We start from the raw sequence: 19989 nt of genomic DNA on the forward strand, positions 1-19989 counted from the left end.
CCTTCTTTTTCTTTAAACATAATATTTATTTTTTAGCTTTAAGAAGTTTATTATATCATAGCTTCTCGTTGATAAAGCGGATAAACTGATTCCACCAAACTTTTAAGAAGAAGGCTTTTTCTACTTTCTTTTCTGCTACCATTTCAAAACTAGGACGTTCTGTGGTGATGTAACCTTGACCAATCAAGTCTGAGTCTTCATAAGTCAAATGTCCAACCACTGTTCCGGCTTCAAGTGGTGCTGGAATTGCCTTAGAATCAGGTGTGAATTGAATAGATTGGGTAGATTGACCTCCAACACGTTCAATTAGAGAGATATCATCTTTAGCAACAGCAGTGACTGTATCTTCTTTTCCGTCTTGTACAGGGACTTTGCTATCTTGATAGGCATCACCTTTCTGAACGATTTTGCGAAGTGTGAATGTAGAAGAGATATAATCCATTAGTGAAGATGTAGCTGTGAAGCGAGCGTAAGGATTATTGTCTTGATGATCCGCATTCAAAACAACTGTGATAACCCTCATGCCTTTTTCGACAGTAGTACCAACAAAAGACTCTCCAGCTTTGTCTGTAGTTCCTGTCTTAAGTCCGTCAAAACCACCGCGGTAAGCAGGCATGCCTTCTAACATGTAGTTGGTTGAAGTGATTGTCATTCCAGCAAAAGTAGAAGAAGGTTTTTTCGTGATTTCTAAGACTTGTGGGTATTTTTTGATGAGGTTGCGAGCAACGATAGCGACATCATAAGCACTGAGCTTATTTTCCTCATCTTTTTTAGAGCCTGGGTAAATGTTATCACCTAGACTCTCATTGTTAAGCCCCGTCGTATTGACAACAGTTGCATCCGAAATTCCCCATTCCAATAGTTTTGCCCGCATCATATCGACGAAATCTTTTTCTGAGCCTGCAATTTTCTCAGCTAGGGCAATAGCCGCACTGTTGGCACTAGATACCAGGGTTGCTTCGAGCAGTTGTTCGACGGTATAATTACGAGCTTCCATAGGAACGTTACTCGCTTCAGAATTTGTCGTTAATTTGTAAGGATAATCAGAAATATCTACCGGAGTTGATAGTGTAATACTGCCGTTTTCCAAGGCTTCATAGACAAGATAAACAGTAATTAACTTTGTGATTGAAGCAATTTCAACTGGCTGGGTTGCATCTTTCTCATAGAGAATTTTACCAGTATTTGCCTCAACAGCAATGGCATGTTTAGCAGCAATATTAAAATCTTGAGCAGCAACAGTAGATGCTGAACCAATAACGGAAAGGCTTAATAGAGTTAAAATAATTTTTTTCATAGTAAGTTTATTCTATCATAAAGAAAAAAATATTCCCAGTTTCATGATAGAAGAAAGAAGCTTTTTTGAAAGTGTGGTAAAATAGATGAATGGAGGTACTTCATGTTTCGTAAGAATAAATTATTTTTTTGGACCAGTGAGATTTTACTATTAACCATCATCTTCTATTTATGGAGACAGATGGGATCGATTATTACACCTTTTGTAAGCGTTGCAAACACTATAATGATTCCCTTTCTTTTAGGTGGTTTTTTATATTATTTGACCAATCCTATTGTAAATTTTTTACAAAAGTATTTCAAAATTAACCGTATCATTGGTATTTTACTAACCTTGTGTGCCTTGGTCTGGGGGCTAGTTATTGGGGTAGTTTATCTTTTACCGATTTTGATTAATCAGTTGACCAGTTTGATAGCAACAAGTCAGACAATTTATAGTCGTTTGCAAGATTTGATTGTGGATTTATCTACTTATCCAGCCTTTCAAAATTTAGATATTCAAGCGACAATTCAACAATTAAATCTATCCTATGTAGATATTCTACAAAATATCTTAAATAGTGTGACGAATAGTGTTGGAAGTGTCTTATCTGCGCTCTTTAGTACCGTTTTGATTATTATCATGACCCCTGTGTTCTTAATTTATTTTTTGTTAGACGGTAACAAGTTCTTGCCGATGCTTGAACGTACTGTTTTAAAGAGAGATAAGCTGCATATTACAGGTCTTTTAAAGAATTTGAATGCGACAATTGCTCGCTATATTAGTGGAGTTGCAATTGATGCGATTATTATTGGGTGTTTGGCCTTTATTGGATATAGTATTATTGGTTTAAAATATGCTTTGGTCTTCGCCATCTTTTCAGGATTAGCCAATCTCATTCCTTATGTAGGACCAAGTATTGGCTTGATTCCAATGATTATCGCTAATGTCTTTACTGATCCTCATAGAATGCTGATTGCAGTTGTTTATATGCTGATTATTCAACAAGTAGATGGAAATATCCTCTACCCTCGAATCGTTGGTGGGGTAATGAAGGTTCATCCAATTACGATTTTAGTATTGCTTTTGTTATCAAGTAATATCTATGGTGTCATTGGCATGATTGTCGCAGTACCAACCTATTCTATCTTGAAAGAAATTTCTAAGTTTTTATCACGTTTGTATGAAAATCATAAAATAATGAAAGAACGAGAAAGCGAATTAGCTAAGTAAAAGTCAGGAAATTCCTGATTTTTCTTTTTATTTAGGCAAGTGATAGGAGTGGAAGTGGCGTTTAGACTAGTAGATTAAGAATAATTCACAAAAACTTTGTAAAACACTTGCAATTTAGCTGAAATTTGATAAAATAGTAAGGAAAGTTAGACTGTATTGCCTACTGTCTATCTATAAAATATATTTTATTGGAGGCTTTTACTCAAATGGCAAAAGAAAAATACGATCGTAGTAAACCACACGTTAACATTGGTACTATCGGACACGTTGACCACGGTAAAACTACCCTAACTGCAGCTATCACAACTGTTTTGGCACGTCGCTTGCCTTCATCAGTTAACCAACCTAAAGACTATGCGTCTATCGATGCTGCTCCAGAAGAACGCGAACGCGGTATCACAATCAACACTGCGCACGTTGAGTACGAAACTGAAAAACGTCACTACGCTCACATCGACGCTCCAGGACACGCGGACTACGTTAAAAACATGATCACTGGTGCCGCTCAAATGGACGGAGCTATCCTTGTAGTAGCTTCAACTGACGGACCAATGCCACAAACTCGTGAGCACATCCTTCTTTCACGTCAGGTTGGTGTTAAACACCTTATCGTTTTCATGAACAAAGTTGACTTGGTTGATGACGAAGAATTGCTTGAATTGGTTGAAATGGAAATCCGTGACCTATTGTCAGAATACGACTTCCCAGGTGACGATCTTCCAGTTATCCAAGGTTCAGCTCTTAAAGCCCTTGAAGGTGACACTAAATACGAAGACATCGTTATGGAATTGATGAACACAGTTGATGAGTACATCCCAGAACCAGAACGTGACACTGACAAACCATTGCTTCTTCCAGTCGAAGACGTATTCTCAATCACTGGACGTGGTACAGTTGCTTCAGGACGTATCGACCGTGGTATCGTTAAAGTCAACGACGAAATCGAAATCGTTGGTATCAAAGAAGAAACTCAAAAAGCAGTTGTTACTGGTGTTGAAATGTTCCGTAAACAACTTGACGAAGGTCTTGCCGGAGATAACGTAGGTGTCCTTCTTCGTGGTGTTCAACGTGACGAAATCGAACGTGGACAAGTTATCGCTAAACCAGGTTCAATCAACCCACACACTAAATTCAAAGGTGAAGTTTACATCCTTACTAAAGAAGAAGGTGGACGTCACACTCCATTCTTCAACAACTACCGTCCACAATTCTACTTCCGTACTACTGACGTTACAGGTTCAATCGAACTTCCAGCAGGTACTGAAATGGTAATGCCTGGTGATAACGTGACAATCGACGTTGAGTTGATCCACCCAATCGCCGTAGAACAAGGTACTACATTCTCTATCCGTGAGGGTGGACGTACTGTTGGTTCAGGTATGGTTACAGAAATCGAAGCTTAATTCGATTTAGTTCCCAGAAGAACAATTATTTAAGTCAGACACTAAAAGAATCTTGCTTTGCAAGGTTCTTTTTCATTATGTCACTATTAGTTCGTCTAGCTCCGTTAGGTGTGAGACAAATAAATGATGGCTGTGAAATATTTTTACTTTTCATGGAAAAATTGTTTTGAGAAAGATTCCATCTTTTTTTGGGGGGAGTAATTTGTAGATATAAAAAAGACAAACACTAAAATGATGTTTGTCTTTGGTGTGTAGCTCCGTTAGTTGGTCAGTTATAATTATGTTAATTAGCAAATCTGATGCAGACCGCTTCTGGGACATGGAAGTCATTAGAAAGTTCTGCTAGACGACCAGTTTCAGGATTGCGTTTAAAGACGGTTACATTGTCAGAGTCTTGATGGATAGCAATGACAAATTCTTGATCCGGTGTCAAATCAAAATCACGTGGAGTCTGACCATGAGTCGGAACGATTTCTAGCAACTCTAAACTACCGTCCGCAAGGATTGTATATACTGCGATAGAATCATGACCACGGTTAGAAGCGTAGAGGTATTTACCGTCTTTAGAGAGACGAATAGCAGCAGTACCATTAAAGCCTTCATAACCGTCTGGTAGAGTTGAAATGACTTGCATGCGTTCAAATTCGCCAACACCATCGTAGATTAGAACCTCGATAGTGCTATTAAGTTCACAAATGAGATAAGCAATTTTATAATGGTTATGGAAAATAATATGGCGTGAGCCTGCTCCTGGCTGGCTGTGATAGGTATAGAGTTTAGATAATTTTCCTTCTTGATCGAGATCATAAGTGATGACTTGGTCAGTTCCCAAGTCGCAAGTCACTAGATAGTGGTCAGGTGTTAAATCTGTATAGTGAACATGTGGAGAAGCTTGATTTTCATGTGGACCTTGGCCACTGTGTTGATCCACATCACTAAGTAGAAGACGACCATCTTCCTGACGTTTATAAACAAGGACCTGTCCCTTGTGGTAGTTTGCTGCGTACACCAAATCACGCTTTTCATCAACGGCAACATAACAGTGGGGAGCTCCTTCTTCCACGACATGATTTAATAAGGTTCCATCAGTTTGATAGGCTGCAATCCCCCCCTTATCGTCTTGACTACCAACAGTGTATAAATGTTGGTGTTGGTCAAAGGCAAGGTAGGTCGGACTTGGCTCAGCTGCAAAAAGTTCTAGATTTGAAAGCTGACCAGTTTCTGTATCGAAGTCTGCCTTGTAAATCCCTTGGGAAGTCCGACGTGTGTAAGTTCCAAAATAAACAGTTTCTTTCATAACTTTACCTCTTTATAAAGATAAGTCTATTATATCACAAAATGAATTTATAATATGCTATGCGGTGCAATTGAGTAGTATGTAAGCACTTTAAAAAACAGTTATTTTGATTTAAAAATGGTATAATGAGAGAACAATAGAAAGGAAGTATTTATGGATCAAAAAGAGAAACATTTTAGCCTATCTTGGTTTTTCAAGTGGTTTTTGGATAACAAGGCAATTACGGTATTCTTAGTAACTTTGTTATTGGGACTCAATCTGTTTATTTTAAGTAAGATTAGTTTTCTATTTTCACCTGTTTTAGACTTTTTGGCAGTCGTGATGTTGCCAGTCATTCTATCTGGTTTGCTATATTATTTATTAAATCCTATCGTTGATTGGATGGAGAAGCATAAGATTAATCGTGTCATCGCAATCAGTATTGTCTTTGTCATCATCGCTCTCTTTATCATTTGGGGCTTGGCAGTCGCCATTCCAAATCTGCAACGTCAAGTTTTAAGTTTTGCAAGGAATGTTCCAGTCTACCTCGAAGATGCAGACAGAGTTGTTAATGATTTGGTCACCAAGCGTTTACCAGATGATTTCAGACCTCAATTAGAGCAAGTTTTAACAAACTTCTCTAGTCAGGCTACAGTTTGGGCAAGTAAGGTTTCATCTCAGGCTGTCAACTGGGTGAGTGCATTTATTAGCGGGGCATCTCAAGTGATTGTTGCCTTGATTATCGTTCCTTTCATGCTCTTTTACCTTTTGCGTGATGGGAAAGGCTTGCGTAACTATTTAACCCAATTCATGCCAACGAAATTGAAGGAACCTGTAGGACAGGTTTTGTCAGATGTGAATCAACAGTTGTCCAACTATGTTAGAGGACAAGTAACAGTGGCTATTATTGTAGCAGTAATGTTTATCATCTTCTTCAAGATTATTGGTTTACGCTATGCAGTTACGTTGGGGGTTACTGCTGGTATTTTAAATCTGGTTCCTTATTTGGGTAGCTTCTTAGCCATGCTTCCTGCCCTAGTATTGGGCTTGATTGCTGGGCCAGTCATGCTTTTAAAAGTAGTGATTGTCTTTATCGTAGAACAAACTATTGAAGGCCGTTTTGTCTCTCCATTGATTTTGGGAAGTCAATTAAACATCCATCCTATTAATGTTCTTTTTGTCTTGTTAACTTCAGGATCCATGTTTGGTATCTGGGGAGTCTTGCTCGGTATTCCAGTTTATGCCTCTGCTAAAGTTGTCATTTCAGCCATTTTTGAATGGTATAAGGTAGTCAGTGGCCTATATGAACTAGAGGGAGAGGAAATCAAGAGTGAACAATAGTCAACAGATGTTACAGGCCTTGGAAGAGCAAGATTTAACCAAGGCTGAGCACTATTTCGTCAAAGCTTTAGAAAATGATCCAAGTGACCTTCTGTATGAGTTAGCTACTTATCTTGAAGGGATTGGTTTTTATCCTCAGGCAAAGGAAATTTACCTGAAAATCGTAGAGGATTTTCCAGAGGTTAATCTTAATCTAGCAGCAATTGCTAGCGAGGATGGTCAAATCGAAGAAGCCTTTGCTTATCTTGAAGAAATCCAAGCAGACAGTGACTGGTATGTTTCAGCTTTGGCACTTAAAGCAGACCTTTACCAGCTGGAAAGTTTGACAGATGTGGCGCGTGAGAAATTATTGGAGGCCTTGACTTACTCAGAAGATCCTCTCTTGATATTGGGATTAGCAGAGTTGGATAGTGAGTTGGAAAATTACCAAGAAGCTATTCAAGGCTATGCCCAGTTAGATAATCGTACTATTTATGAGCAAACAGGCATTTCTACCTATCAACGGATTGGCTTTGCCTATGCCCAGTTAGGGAAATTTGAAACAGCTACAGAGTTTTTAGAAAAAGCCCTGGAGTTAGAATACGATGACCTAACAGCTTTTGAGTTGGCCAGTCTTTACTTTGATAGAGAAGAATACCAAAAAGCTGTCCTCTACTTTAAGCAACTTGATACCATTTCACCTGATTTTGAAGGATATGAGTATGGTTACAGTCAGGCCTTACATAAGGAACATCAAGTTCAAGAAGCTCTGCGTATCACTAAGCAAGGCTTAGAGAAAAATCCCTTTGAAACTCGCCTCTTGCTGGCTGCTTCACAATTCTCTTATGAATTGCATGATGCCAGTGGTGCAGAAAACTACCTCCTTACTGCAAAAGAAGACGCTGAGGATACGGAAGAAATCTTACTCCGTCTAGCCACTATTTATCTAGAACAGGAACGTTATGAGGACATTCTAGACTTGCAAAATGATGAGCCAGAGAATCTTTTGACCAAGTGGATGATTGCTCGTTCCTATCAAGAAATGGACGATTTGGATACTGCCTACGAGCATTATCAAGAGTTGGCAGGAGATTTAAAGGATAATCCAGAGTTTCTGGAACCCTATATCTATCTCTTGCGTGAATTGGGTTATTTTGAAGAAGCAAAAGTCAATGCGCAAGCTTACTTAAAACTGGTTCCAGATGATGTACAAATGCAAGAATTGTATGAGAGATTGCAGGAATAAAATGTTTTAAAGCTATATCTTATCATTTTTCATAGTATCATCTACAGGTTATTTTATCTATTGTATGGTGAGAGTATATTTGAGTTATTGTGTTTGTATTCGAATTTACAATACAATACATAAGAAGTGAGATAAGTAATATTTTTAAAAGCACAATCTTAGATTTTATAACAAAAAAAAGAAAAGTTCTCATTTTATAAGAAACTCAGACTGAAAACAAAGCCCTTAGACTAAAAGTTTCTAAGGGCATTTTTTCTAAAGTCGTATAATAGATGTCAGAAAAGTTGTGAGATGTTTCCTATGTTTCATAAAGAAAATCCAGACAATAACCGCAATCAGGTTGTCTTTTACACGCTAGATGAACTCGTTCCGCAAGAACATTTTCTTAGTCAGATTGGACAAGTTATTGATTTTCCTTCATCTATGACTGAATCGTATCCAATAACCGCAAATATACTCACAAAGTTTTGATAATCAAGCTAAGTTTATGTGGAAGTTAAGATTGACTTAGATCGGAAAAACCACGGAAAACAGGGCGGGAAACTTTTTTGCATTGAAAAGTATTTTGCAGAGGTTTCAAATTTTTTAAGGATAGGAGATCTGGAGAAATAAAAAAGACAAACACTAGAATAATGTTTGTCTTCGGTATGGAGTTCTCATTTAATGAGAACCTAGTTACAATTAGTTTTTAGAAGCTTCTTGGAATTCTGGGTTTTTCCATGCTTCGTCAATGATAGCTTGTAATTCTTTAGCAGATGCTTGCATTTTTTGAGTTTCTGCGTCGTTCAATGGGATATTTACTGGACGAACAATACCATGTGCACCAACAACAGCTGGTTGACCGATAAAGACGTTTTTAACTCCGTATTGACCTTCTTGGAATACTGAAAGTGGAAGTACTGCGTTTTCATCGTCAAGGATTGCTTTAGTAATACGAGCAAGAGCTACTGCGATACCGTAGTATGTTGCACCTTTTTTGTTGATGATTGTGTAAGCTGCGTCACGAACACCTTCGAACAATTCAATCAATTCAGCTTCTTGAACATTTTGAGTGTCTTTAAGGAATTCTTCAAGGTTTACACCAGCGATGTTAGCGTGTGACCAAACAGCGAACTCAGAGTCACCGTGTTCACCCATGATGTAGGCGTGCACTGAACGAGCATCAACATCCAATTTTTCAGCAAGTGCTTGACGGAAACGAGCTGAGTCAAGTGAAGTTCCTGAACCGATAACGCGTTCTTTAGGGAATCCAGAGAATTTCCAAGTTGAGTAAGTCAAGACGTCAACGGGGTTAGCAGCAACAAGGAAGATACCTTTGAAACCTGATTCAACAACTTGAGTTACGATTGATTTGTTGATAGCAAGGTTTTTACCTACAAGGTCAAGACGAGTTTCACCTGGTTTTTGAGGCGCACCTGCAGTGATTACAACAAGGTCAGCGTCTGCACAGTCAGAGTATTGAGCTGCATAGATTTTTTTAGGTGAAGTGAAAGCAAGGGCGTGACTAAGGTCAAGCGCGTCACCAACAGCTTTTTCATGCAATTGTGGAATTTCGATAATTCCAAGCTCTTGTGCAATTCCTTGGTTAACAAGTGCAAAAGCGTAAGAAGAACCTACAGCACCATCACCGACAAGGATAACTTTTTTGTGTTGTTTAGTTGAAGTCATTATTCTAAACATCTCCTTAATTTTATTCAGGGATTTCCCCAGTTATTTCAATTCTATCACTTTTAAAAAGCTTTGTCACGGATATGCTTTGCAGTTCTTGATGTAAACGTTTTAGTGGTTTTAGATACCTGAAATATGGCGGACATTATGGTATAATATATTTTATACTAATAGTGAAATGAGGCATTTATTAATGCAGGATAGAAATTTAGTGAATGTCAATCTGACAAAGGAGATGAAGACGAGCTTTATCGACTACGCCATGAGTGTTATCGTAGCGCGGGCCCTTCCTGATGTTCGAGATGGCTTGAAACCTGTTCACCGTCGGATTCTCTACGGAATGAATGAATTGGGTGTTACTCCAGATAAACCTCATAAAAAATCTGCTCGTATTACAGGGGATGTCATGGGTAAATATCACCCACACGGGGATTCCTCTATCTATGAAGCCATGGTTCGTATGGCTCAATGGTGGAGTTACCGTTACATGCTTGTAGATGGTCATGGGAACTTTGGTTCCATGGATGGTGATGGTGCTGCCGCCCAGCGTTACACTGAGGCACGTATGAGCAAGATTGCTCTGGAAATGCTTCGTGATATTAACAAAAATACAGTTGATTTCGTTGATAACTATGATGCCAATGAACGTGAACCCTTGGTCTTGCCAGCACGCTTTCCAAATCTTTTAGTCAATGGAGCTACTGGTATTGCGGTTGGGATGGCAACCAATATTCCACCTCATAACCTGGGTGAAACCATTGATGCAGTGAAGTTGGTCATGGACAATCCTGAAGTGACCACTAAGGACTTGATGGAAGTCTTACCTGGGCCAGATTTTCCAACTGGTGCTCTTGTTATGGGGAAATCAGGTATTCATAAGGCTTATGAAACAGGTAAAGGTTCGATTGTCCTTCGTTCACGTACTGAAATTGAAGAAACTAAGACTGGCCGTGAGCGCATCGTTGTAACAGAATTTCCATACATGGTCAATAAAACAAAGGTGCATGAGCATATTGTTCGTTTGGTTCAGGAAAAACGCATTGAGGGCATCACAGCAGTCCGTGATGAGTCAAACCGTGAAGGAGTTCGTTTCGTAATCGAGGTCAAACGAGATGCATCCGCAAATGTTATCCTCAATAACCTCTTCAAGATGACCCAGATGCAAACCAACTTTGGTTTCAATATGCTTGCTATCCAAAATGGTGTACCGAAGATTTTGTCCCTTCGTCAGATTTTGGATGCTTATATCGAACATCAAAAAGAAGTGGTTGTTCGTCGTACCCGTTTTGATAAGGAAAAAGCAGAAGCGCGTGCGCATATCTTAGAAGGTCTCTTAATTGCGCTAGACCATATCGATGAAGTGATTCGTATTATCCGTGCTAGTGAAACGGATGCGGAAGCACAAGCTGAGTTGATGAGTAAATTCAAGCTTTCTGAACGTCAAAGTCAAGCCATTCTTGATATGCGTCTTCGTCGTTTGACTGGATTGGAACGCGATAAGATTCAGTCTGAGTATGATGATCTCTTGGCTCTGATTGCCGATTTAGCAGATATTCTTGCTAAGCCGGAACGTGTTTCTCAAATCATCAAGGATGAATTAGATGAAGTCAAGCGTAAGTTTGGTGACCAACGTCGTACTGAATTGATGGTCGGTGAGGTCTTAAGCCTTGAAGATGAGGATCTAATTGAAGAATCGGATGTTTTGATCACTCTTTCTAACAAAGGTTACATCAAACGTCTAGACCAAGCTGAGTTTACTGCTCAAAAACGTGGGGGTCGTGGTGTTCAAGGTACAGGTGTTAAGGATGACGATTTTGTTCGTGAGTTAGTGTCAACCAGCACCCATGATCACCTACTTTTCTTTACAAATAAAGGACGTGTTTATCGTCTTAAAGGTTATGAAATTCCTGAATATGGCCGTACAGCTAAGGGATTACCGATTGTCAATCTTTTAAAACTGGATGAAGGCGAAAGTATTCAGACTATCATCAATGTTGAATCTGAACGTAGTGATGATGCTTACCTCTTCTTCACAACCCGTCATGGTATTGTGAAGAGAACCAGTGTTAAGGAATTTGCTAACATTCGTCAGAATGGACTCAAGGCTTTGAACCTCAAGGATGAAGATGAGTTGATTAATGTATTGTTGACGGAAGAAGACACGGATATTATCATTGGTACAAAGTTTGGTTATGCAGTTCGCTTTAATCAATCAGCTGTTCGTGGTATGAGTCGTATCGCCACTGGTGTGAAAGGTGTTAACCTTCGTGACGGAGACACAGTTGTTGGTGCTAGTGTGATTACAGACCAGGACGAGGTTCTTATCATCACAGAAAAGGGGTATGGTAAGCGCACCGTTGCGACTGAATATCCAACAAAAGGTCGTGGTGGTAAAGGGATGCAAACTGCTAAAATTACTGAAAAGAATGGTTCCCTTGCTGGTCTTATGACAGTTAAAGGTGATGAAGATTTGATGATTATTACTGATACTGGTGTCATGATTCGAACTAACGTTGCCAATATTTCACAAACAGGTCGCTCAACTATGGGAGTTAAAGTGATGCGCCTGGACCAAGATGCTAAAATTGTAACCTTTACTACGGTTGCAGCGGCAGAAAAAGAAGAAGTTGGGGCAGAAAACGAAACAGAAGGTGAAGCATAATGTCTCATAAAAAGAATAATAAGAAAATCAAACGAAAAAATCTGCTGACAAATATCTTGGCTGTATTTCTCATACTGATCTCTATTGCTTTAATTTTTAATGCAAAGATTCGTGATGCCTTTATTGCTTGGAATAGTAATAAATACCAAGTTAGTCAAGTATCAAAAGAAAAAATAGAAGAAAATCAGGACACAGAGGGAAATTTTGATTTTGATTCAGTAAAAGCCATTTCCTCTGAAGCTGTTTTAGCCTCTCAATGGGATAATCAAAAATTACCTGTTATCGGAGGAATTGCAATACCTGAGCTTGAAATTAATTTACCTATCTTTAAGGGGATTGCAAATGTCAATCTTTTATATGGTGCGGGTACCATGAAGCGTGACCAAGAAATGGGTAAAGGGAATTATTCATTAGCTAGCCATCATATTTTCACAGGTGATAATGCTAGTCAGATGCTTTTTTCTCCACTAGATCGTGCGAAAAAAGGGATGAAAATTCACTTGACAGATAAGAATAAAGTGTATACCTATGAAATTAGTGAAGTGAAACGAGTTACACCAGATAGAGTAGATGAAATTGATGACCGAACTGGTGTTGATGAAATTACTTTAGTAACTTGTGAGGATGCAGCGGCTACTGAGCGGATCATTGTAAAGGGTGATTTGAAAGAAACAAAAGATTATTCACAAACATCTGACGAAATTTTGACAGCCTTCAATCAACCATATAAACAATTTTATTAGTTCTAAAAGAATCAGTGAAGATTAAGTTTCATTGATTCTTTTAATATTTTCATAAAATAAACTTTTATGAAATACAGAAAACGTTTCCTTAATTCTAAAGTTTGTGATATAATTATCACAAATAAAAGTTTTAGGAGTTTATTATGGTTTCTTCAGAATTTATCTCAAAGATTGAATTTGCTTGCAAGAAGAAGGAAAGTCTTTATAGTAAAAGCAAATTTAAGTATGCGATTCGTTCTATGTTCGCAGGTGCCTTTTTAACCTTCAGTACAGCTGCGGGTGCAGTTGGGGCTGACTTGATTAATAAAATTGCACCAGGTAGTGGACGTTTCCTATTCCCCTTTGTCTTTGCTTGGGGATTGGCCTACATTGTTTTCTTGAATGCCGAGTTGGTAACATCAAACATGATGTTCTTGACTGCTGGTAGTTTCTTGAAAAAAATCTCTTGGAGAAAAACAGCTGAGATTTTACTTTACTGTACCTTGTTCAACCTTATCGGGGCTTTGATAGCAGGTTGGGGCTTTGCCCACTCAGCAGCTTATGCACATCTGACACACGATAGTTTTATCTCAGGGGTTGTTGAGATGAAGTTAGGCCGTTCAAATGAATTAATCTTGCTTGAGGCGATTTTGGCAAATATTTTCGTAAATATTGCGATTCTTTCATTTGTTTTGGTCAAAGATGGTGGTGCCAAACTTTGGCTTGTGTTGTCAGCTATTTACATGTTTGTATTCTTAACAAACGAACACATTGCTGCGAACTTTGCTTCTTTTGCGATTGTTAAGTTTAGTGTTGCAGCAGATTCAATTGCTAATTTCGGTGTTGGGAATATGCTTCGCCACTGGGGTGTAACCTTCATTGGAAACTTTATCGGAGGAGGCCTCTTGATGGGTCTTCCATATGCCTTCCTCAATAAAAATGAAGATACTTATGTAGATTAAGAAAATGAGCACGATTAAGTCGTGCTTTTTCGTTTTTAAAATAGGGTAATAGCTATTTCTTATATCAAAATATAGAAAACTGATATTTGTAAACTATACCTTATGGTGCTACAATATCCTTAATCAAACTATTTGGAGGTCGTTTTATGACTCGTGATTTTAAATTTGAAACTTTGCAACTACATGCTGGGCAAGTTGTGGATCCAGCTACCAAGTCTCGTGCAGTGCCAATTTATCAGACAACATCCTTTGTTTTTGATGACACGCAGGAAGGTGCCGATTTGTTTGCCTTGAGAAAACCAGGGAACATCTATACTCGTATCACAAACCCTACAACAGCTGCCTTTGAAGAAAGAATCGCTGCTCTTGAAGGTGGTGTCGGAGCTCTTGCAACCGCATCAGGTATGGCTGCAGTGACTTATACGATTTTGGCGCTTGCTCATGCTGGTGATCATGTAGTAGCGGCATCAACTATTTACGGCGGGACTTTCAACCTCTTGAAAGAAACCCTTCCTCGTTATGGTATCACAACAACCTTTGTGGATGTGGATAATTTAGAGGAAGTGGAAGCAGCGATCAAAGACAATACCAAGCTTGTATTGATTGAAACCTTGGGCAATCCCTTGATTAACATTCCTGACTTGGAAAAATTGGCTGAGATTGCTCATAAACATCAGATTCCACTTGTTTCCGATAATACCTTTGCTACACCTTATTTGATTAACGTTTTTTCTCACGGTGTAGATATTGCCATTCACTCTGCGACTAAGTTTATCGGTGGACATGGTACGACAATTGGAGGAGTGATTGTCGATAGCGGGCGTTTTGATTGGGCAGCTTCAGGAAAATTCCCTCAATTTGTTGAGGAAGACCCAAGCTATCACAACTTGAGCTATACTCGTGATGTGGGGGCAGCAGCCTTTATTATCGCTGTCCGTGTTCAATTGCTTCGTGATACAGGTGCAGCCTTGTCACCATTTAATGCCTTTCTCTTACTCCAAGGACTTGAAACCCTTTCTCTTCGTGTGGAACGTCATGTACAAAATGCAGAGAAAATTGTTGATTTCCTTGTCAACCATCCTAAGGTAGAAAAGGTCAATTATCCAAAACTAGCAGATAGTCCTTACCATGCCTTGGCTGAGAAATACTTGCCAAAAGGTGTGGGTTCAATCTTTACCTTCCATGTCAAAGGTGGAGAGGCAGAAGCACGCAAGGTAATTGATCATTTAGAAATCTTCTCTGACCTTGCAAACGTGGCAGATGCCAAGTCTCTTGTTGTCCATCCAGCAACAACCACTCACGGTCAATTGTCAGAAAAAGACCTAGAAGCAGCAGGTGTCACACCAAACCAAATTCGTTTGTCAATAGGACTTGAAAATGTAGATGATTTGATCGAAGATTTGCGCTTGGCCTTGGAAAAAATTTAAAGAAAAAGAAGATAAACAGTGGGTTTCGACTCACTGTTTTTGATTTTCCCTCAGGCATGATATAATGGTTACAGAAGTCTAGAAAGAGGAACGATATGAACGAAATCAAATGCCCCAACTGTGGGGAAGTCTTTACAGTAAATGAAAGTCAGTATGCCGAACTTTTGTCCCAAGTGAGAACAGCAGAGTTTGATAAGGAACTACACAATCGCATGAAGCAGGAACTGGCCTTGGCAGAGCAAAAGGCCATGAATGAACAACAGTCTAAACTAGCTCAAAAAGACCAAGAAATTGCTCAATTGCAGAGTCAAATCCAAAACTTTGATACAGAAAAAGAATTGGCCAAGAAAGAGGTTGAACAGACAAGCAATCAGGCCTTATTGGCTAAGGATAAGGAAGTACAGTCCTTGGAAAACCAATTGGCGACCTTACGTTTAGAGCATGAAAATCAACTACAGAAGACCCTCTCCGACCTAGAAAAAGAACGAGACCAGGTTAAAAATCAGCTTCTCTTGCAAGAAAAAGAAAACGAGCTTTCTCTTGCTTCTGTTAAGCAAAACTATGAAGCACAGCTCAAAGCAGCCAGTGAACAAGTCGAATTTTATAAGAATTTCAAGGCACAGCAGTCTACAAAAGCTATCGGGGAAAGTCTGGAACACTATGCAGAGAGTGAGTTTAACAAGGTCCGTAGTTTTGCCTTTCCAAATGCTTACTTTGAAAAGGATAACAAGGTTTCTGCGCGTGGGTCTAAGGGGGACTTTATCTTCCGTGAATGTGATGAAAATGGGGTCGAAATCATTTCCATCATGTTTGAGATGAAAAATGAAGCTGACGGAACAGAGAAGAAGCACAAGAATGCAGATTTTTACAAGGAATTAGACAAGGACCGTCGTGAAAAGAACTGTGAATATGCGGTTTTGGTGACTATGCTTGAAGCCGATAATGACTACTTTAACACAGGGATTGTTGACGTCAGCCACGAGTATGAAAAGATGTATGTGGTTCGTCCCCAGTTCTTCATTCAGCTGATTGGACTCTTGCGTAATGCGGCTCTTAATTCTCTCAAATACAAACAAGAATTGGCCTTGGTTCGCGAACAAAATATTGACATTACGCATTTTGAAGAAGACTTGGATGCCTTTAAACTAGCTTTTGCCAAGAACTACAACTCTGCTTCGACCAACTTTGGCAAAGCTATTGATGAAATCGACAAGGCCATCAAACGCATGGAAGAGGTTAAGAAGTTCCTAACCACATCAGAAAACCAACTTCGCCTTGCAAACAAAAAATTGGAAGATGTTTCCGTCAAAAAATTGACCCGGAAAAATCCAACTATGAAAGCGAAGTTTGAAGCGCTGCAGGGGGAGTAGTATTACCTTAGAAACAGGAGTGTTATATGAAAAGAACTATAGAAATTATTAGAACATGGTCAGCTGATAAAATTGAATTAATTTTTCTTAAAATTATATTTAAATATTTGCTGTATTTTTTAGTGTTTTCAACAGTAATGTTTTATGTTTATATTTTTAACCATTCATCGACCACTTACACAAAGGTATTAACAGTATTTCTTGTCCTTCTTGTATTGTTTATTCTTCTATCTAAATTATTACTAGATAGGGCTTTAATTGAAATTTTATTTGAGGATATCAATTTAACAAAGTATCAGGATATAGTTGCTAGAGCTGATGCAAATTCTTTAAATAGAAATGTTCAGATTCTTCCCAAATATTTGGCAAATGCAAAAGTATCCTTTTATAGAGGACTATTCCAAGATAGTTTAGAATTGCTGAATAAAATAAAAAATAGTAATCTAAAAAAATCCCAAAATCTGTACTATGTTTTTAATATCAAGTATTATAGTATCCTAAACTTGGTTCATTTGAATGATTGTATGGAATTGCAAGAATTGATGGTAGAAATTGAAGGTCTAACAAGTAACTTTCAATCAAAAATTTTTAAATATCAGGAAGAAATTTTGAGTTTAAAGGCTATTGTTGATATCTATTGCAATAAAATATCAAACGACTACTTTGACATTACTGAGCCAGAAAGTAAGCTAGCTCGAATCATGTTTTCTTATTACGGCGCTCTCAATGCCCAGCTAAAAGGAGATGAGGCTCGTGCTCGTAGTTTGTTTGAAAGTATCGCTCATGAAAATCCAGAACTTTTTTATGTTCAGGAAGCGAAAAAATATTTAGAATCAGTGAAATGAGAGTAATATATGAAATTAGTTAAAAAAATAGTAAGTAGGGCGACAGAAAACACTCTTCTACAACTTGATAGGGTTATTCTAATTTGCGTATTTTTAGTCTTAGTTGTTGATGCGATGGCAGTATTCTTAGTATTTCAAAGCAATTTGGAAATATTGGGACTCATATTATTAGTTATTGACTTTTTTGCTCTTGTCTTTGTATTTTATTTAAGATTTGTATCTAGCAAAGTTGTTTATCTAATGTTAAATGATGCTATTAATATTAAACTCTATGAAGACATGTTTAGGGTTCAATCTGAGAAATCGATTAAGATTTATAGGGCAACGTATCAAGAATATTTTCAATTTATTCAGGGACAAGTGGCTTATCTAAAAGGAGATTTTCAATCAGCTAAGGAAAATATGTCCAAATATGACTTGAAAAAAATTGGGGGTAGATTAAGAAACTATACATTTTTAATATCAAGCTTTGAACTATTAAAAGTTTCTCTTCATCTTCAAGATGCGCAAGATATTGCTTTCTTTGAGGAACAATTGTCCAAGGCGCCAGATTTTAAAGGAGGCAAAGCTAAACTCGTTGCACAAACTCAAGCCATAAAAGATATTGTGTTCAATAAAGAAGCGAACGACTACTTTGACATTACTGAACCAGAAAGTAAGCTAGCTCGAATCATGTTTTCTTATTACGGCGCTCTCAATGCCCAGCTAAAAGGAGATGAAGAACGTACCCGTAGTCTGTTTGAAAGTATCGCCCATGAAAATCCAGAACTCTTTTGTGTGCAGGAAGCGAAGAAATATTTAGAATTAGTGAAATGAGAGTAATATATGAAATTAGTAAAAAAAATAGTAAGTAGGGCGACAGAAAACACTCTTCTACAAATTGAGACTATTAGTCAGTTAAGTTATATTATATCAATGATTATAGGAGCATTAGCAATTTTTTTAGAACGTCAACCTGAAACAAAACGGTGGGGTTTAATACTCGCTTTACTGATGCTACTTGTAGTCATCTGGATCTTATACCTACGTTTTGTCCTAAGCAAAGTTATTGTTCTAGTGTTACACGATTCTATTAATCTTAAGCTCTATGTAGACATGTTAAGAGTTCAATCAGAAAAATCTATTAAGCCCTTTAGGGCAACATATCGTGAGAATTACCAAATTATCCAAGGTCGAGTGGCTTATTTAAAAGGAGATTTTCAAGCTGCCAAGGAAAATATGTCCAAATATGATTTGAAAAAAATTTGGAAGAGATTCAGAACCCCTGCGTTTTTAATATCAAGCTTTGAACTATTAACAGTTTCCATTCATCTTCAAGATGCGCAAGATATTGCTTTCTTTGAGGAACAATTGTCCAAGGCGCCAGATTTTAAAGGAGGCAAAGCTACACTTGTTGCTCAAGCCCAAGCCATAAAAGATATTGTGTTCAATAAAGAAGTGAACGACTACTTTAACATTACTGAGCCAGAAAGTAAGCTAGCTCGAATCATGTTTTCTTATTACGGCGCTCTCAATGCCCAATTAAAAGGAGATGAAGCTCGTGCCCGTAGTTTGTTTGAAAGTATCGCTCATGAAAATCCAGAACTCTTTTATGTTCAGGAAGCTAGGAAGTATTTAGAAAAATGAGCTGATATAGTTTTAAAATCTGTCTAAGATAGAATATGTTGATGTAAAGTGAAAAGGGAATTAGAAAGCAAGATATGAACGGTATTATCAACTTAAAAAAAGAAGCAGGGATGACCTCGCATGATGCGGTTTTTAAACTGCGTAAGATTTTGGGAACAAAGAAAATTGGTCATGGTGGGACCTTGGATCCGGATGTGGTGGGTGTTTTGCCTATTGCAGTTGGCAAGGCAACCCGCATGGTCGAGTTTATGCAGGACGAGGGCAAGGTCTATGAGGGGGAAATCACTCTGGGCTATTCCACGACGACAGAGGATGCTAGTGGGGAAGTGGTTGCTGAGACATCCGTTTTGTCGCCCTTGGATGAAAATCTTGTCGATGAAGCAATCGCTAGCTTGACTGGGCCTATTACCCAGATTCCGCCTATGTACTCTGCGGTTAAGGTTAATGGTCGCAAGCTCTATGAGTATGCGCGTGCTGGTCAGGAAGTGGAGCGTCCAGAACGTCAGGTGACCATTTATCAATTTGAACGGACAAGTCCGATTTCTTATGAGGGTCATCTTGCACGATTCACTTTTCGTGTGAAATGTAGCAAGGGAACCTATATTCGTACCTTATCGGTTGACTTGGGAGAAAAACTTGGCTATGCGGCCCATATGTCACATCTGACTCGGACTAGTGCAGCGGGTTTACAGTTAGAAGATGCTCTTACCTTGGAAGAAATTGCTGAAAAAGTGGAGGCTGGTCAATTGGACTTTCTTCATCCTCTAGAGATTGGGACAGGCGACCTTGTCAAAGTTTTCCTAACTCAAGAAGAGGCTACAGAAGTACGCTTTGGTCGTTTTATCGAACTCGGACAAACAGAACAAGAATTAGCTGCCTTTGAAGATGATAAATTGCTAGCCATTCTAGAAAAACGGGACAATCTCTACAAGCCAAGGAAGGTTTTTAGCTAG

Annotated in this window: 16 protein-coding genes; 13 read left to right on the forward strand and 3 right to left on the reverse strand. The window is 38.5% G+C overall.

From position 1 onward, the window contains the following. Window positions 1–55 precede the first annotated feature (55 nt). A complete protein-coding gene (gene pbp3 / locus DXN33_RS02890; protein ID WP_115904280.1) occupies window positions 56–1297 on the reverse strand; it encodes a D-alanyl-D-alanine carboxypeptidase PBP3 in 1242 nt (413 codons plus the stop codon). A 102-nt stretch (window positions 1298–1399) separates the two neighbouring features. Here pbp3 and DXN33_RS02895 point away from each other — a divergent pair, with 102 nt between their 5' ends. Next, window positions 1400–2509: an AI-2E family transporter gene (locus DXN33_RS02895; protein ID WP_049493466.1), complete on the forward strand. Its 1110-nt coding sequence runs from the start codon at window positions 1400–1402 to the stop codon at window positions 2507–2509. A gap of 206 nt (window positions 2510–2715) precedes the next feature. Further along, window positions 2716–3912 carry an elongation factor Tu gene (tuf, locus tag DXN33_RS02900; protein ID WP_001040726.1) on the forward strand — a complete coding sequence of 399 codons (1197 nt, stop codon included), beginning with the start codon at window positions 2716–2718 and terminating at the stop codon, window positions 3910–3912. 283 nt (window positions 3913–4195) lie between these two features. Here the strand turns inward: tuf and DXN33_RS02905 are convergent, their stop codons facing one another. Beyond that, window positions 4196–5209, reverse strand: a complete 1014-nt coding sequence (locus tag DXN33_RS02905) for a lactonase family protein (RefSeq protein WP_049493467.1) — start codon at window positions 5207–5209, stop codon at window positions 4196–4198. Window positions 5210–5362: 153 nt separating this feature from the next. Between DXN33_RS02905 and DXN33_RS02910 the strand changes: the two genes are divergently transcribed. Beyond that, complete coding sequence (locus DXN33_RS02910) at window positions 5363–6529, forward strand: AI-2E family transporter (protein WP_115904281.1); 1167 nt, start codon at window positions 5363–5365, stop codon at window positions 6527–6529. Beyond that, complete coding sequence (locus DXN33_RS02915) at window positions 6519–7754, forward strand: tetratricopeptide repeat protein (RefSeq protein WP_049511092.1); 1236 nt, start codon at window positions 6519–6521, stop codon at window positions 7752–7754. Before DXN33_RS02910 ends, DXN33_RS02915 begins: the two co-directional genes overlap by 11 nt. Window positions 7755–8435: 681 nt before the next feature. Here DXN33_RS02915 and DXN33_RS02920 read toward each other — a convergent pair. Further along, a complete protein-coding gene (locus DXN33_RS02920; RefSeq protein ID WP_023942623.1) occupies window positions 8436–9422 on the reverse strand; it encodes an L-lactate dehydrogenase in 987 nt (328 codons plus the stop codon). A 193-nt stretch (window positions 9423–9615) separates the two neighbouring features. On the opposite strand from DXN33_RS02920, the gene gyrA reads away from it, so the two are divergent. The 9 genes from gyrA (at window position 9616) to truB (ending at window position 19989) form a co-directional block, all read left to right on the forward strand. Beyond that, entirely contained in the window at window positions 9616–12084 is a 2469-nt protein-coding gene (gyrA, locus tag DXN33_RS02925) for a DNA gyrase subunit A (RefSeq protein ID WP_115904282.1), read from the forward strand. Further along, window positions 12084–12827 (forward strand): class A sortase, encoded by a 744-nt coding sequence (locus tag DXN33_RS02930; RefSeq protein ID WP_033681684.1) that lies wholly within the window; start codon window positions 12084–12086, stop codon window positions 12825–12827. Before gyrA ends, DXN33_RS02930 begins: the two co-directional genes overlap by 1 nt. Window positions 12828–12970: 143 nt before the next feature. Further along, entirely contained in the window at window positions 12971–13768 is a 798-nt protein-coding gene (locus DXN33_RS02935; protein ID WP_061590110.1) for a formate/nitrite transporter family protein, read from the forward strand. A gap of 146 nt (window positions 13769–13914) precedes the next feature. Then, a complete protein-coding gene (locus DXN33_RS02940) occupies window positions 13915–15195 on the forward strand; it encodes an O-acetylhomoserine aminocarboxypropyltransferase/cysteine synthase family protein (protein WP_042751050.1) in 1281 nt (426 codons plus the stop codon). A 95-nt stretch (window positions 15196–15290) separates the two neighbouring features. Then, window positions 15291–16565, forward strand: a complete 1275-nt coding sequence (locus tag DXN33_RS02945) for a DUF2130 domain-containing protein (protein WP_115904283.1) — start codon at window positions 15291–15293, stop codon at window positions 16563–16565. A gap of 26 nt (window positions 16566–16591) precedes the next feature. Then, a complete protein-coding gene (locus tag DXN33_RS02950; protein WP_258864223.1) occupies window positions 16592–17410 on the forward strand; it encodes a hypothetical protein in 819 nt (272 codons plus the stop codon). A 9-nt stretch (window positions 17411–17419) separates the two neighbouring features. Then, window positions 17420–18226 carry a hypothetical protein gene (locus DXN33_RS02955; protein ID WP_115904284.1) on the forward strand — a complete coding sequence of 269 codons (807 nt, stop codon included), beginning with the start codon at window positions 17420–17422 and terminating at the stop codon, window positions 18224–18226. A 9-nt stretch (window positions 18227–18235) separates the two neighbouring features. Beyond that, complete coding sequence (locus DXN33_RS02960) at window positions 18236–19036, forward strand: hypothetical protein (protein ID WP_258864224.1); 801 nt, start codon at window positions 18236–18238, stop codon at window positions 19034–19036. A 74-nt stretch (window positions 19037–19110) separates the two neighbouring features. Next, the gene (gene truB, locus DXN33_RS02965; protein ID WP_115904285.1) at window positions 19111–19989 is read left to right on the forward strand and encodes a tRNA pseudouridine(55) synthase TruB; all 879 of its coding nucleotides are present in this window, start codon (window positions 19111–19113) and stop codon (window positions 19987–19989) included.

The sequence above is a fragment of the Streptococcus sp. NM genome (genome assembly GCF_003390135.1).
Classification (GTDB): Bacteria; Bacillota; Bacilli; order Lactobacillales; family Streptococcaceae; genus Streptococcus.

Bases quoted from the DNA above. Each gene is read 5' to 3' on its own strand.
- pbp3 (WP_115904280.1), bottom strand. From the start codon at position 1,297: ATGAAAAAAATTATTTTAACTCTATTAAGCCTTTCCGTTATTGGTTCA.
- DXN33_RS02895 (WP_049493466.1), top strand. From the start codon at position 1,400: ATGTTTCGTAAGAATAAATTATTTTTTTGGACCAGTGAGATTTTACTA.
- tuf (WP_001040726.1), top strand. From the start codon at position 2,716: ATGGCAAAAGAAAAATACGATCGTAGTAAACCACACGTTAACATTGGT.
- DXN33_RS02905 (WP_049493467.1), bottom strand. From the start codon at position 5,209: ATGAAAGAAACTGTTTATTTTGGAACTTACACACGTCGGACTTCCCAA.
- DXN33_RS02910 (WP_115904281.1), top strand. From the start codon at position 5,363: ATGGATCAAAAAGAGAAACATTTTAGCCTATCTTGGTTTTTCAAGTGG.
- DXN33_RS02920 (WP_023942623.1), bottom strand. From the start codon at position 9,422: ATGACTTCAACTAAACAACACAAAAAAGTTATCCTTGTCGGTGATGGT.
- gyrA (WP_115904282.1), top strand. From the start codon at position 9,616: ATGCAGGATAGAAATTTAGTGAATGTCAATCTGACAAAGGAGATGAAG.
- DXN33_RS02930 (WP_033681684.1), top strand. From the start codon at position 12,084: ATGTCTCATAAAAAGAATAATAAGAAAATCAAACGAAAAAATCTGCTG.
- DXN33_RS02935 (WP_061590110.1), top strand. From the start codon at position 12,971: ATGGTTTCTTCAGAATTTATCTCAAAGATTGAATTTGCTTGCAAGAAG.
- DXN33_RS02940 (WP_042751050.1), top strand. From the start codon at position 13,915: ATGACTCGTGATTTTAAATTTGAAACTTTGCAACTACATGCTGGGCAA.
- DXN33_RS02945 (WP_115904283.1), top strand. From the start codon at position 15,291: ATGAACGAAATCAAATGCCCCAACTGTGGGGAAGTCTTTACAGTAAAT.
- DXN33_RS02950 (WP_258864223.1), top strand. From the start codon at position 16,592: ATGAAAAGAACTATAGAAATTATTAGAACATGGTCAGCTGATAAAATT.
- DXN33_RS02955 (WP_115904284.1), top strand. From the start codon at position 17,420: ATGAAATTAGTTAAAAAAATAGTAAGTAGGGCGACAGAAAACACTCTT.
- DXN33_RS02960 (WP_258864224.1), top strand. From the start codon at position 18,236: ATGAAATTAGTAAAAAAAATAGTAAGTAGGGCGACAGAAAACACTCTT.
- truB (WP_115904285.1), top strand. From the start codon at position 19,111: ATGAACGGTATTATCAACTTAAAAAAAGAAGCAGGGATGACCTCGCAT.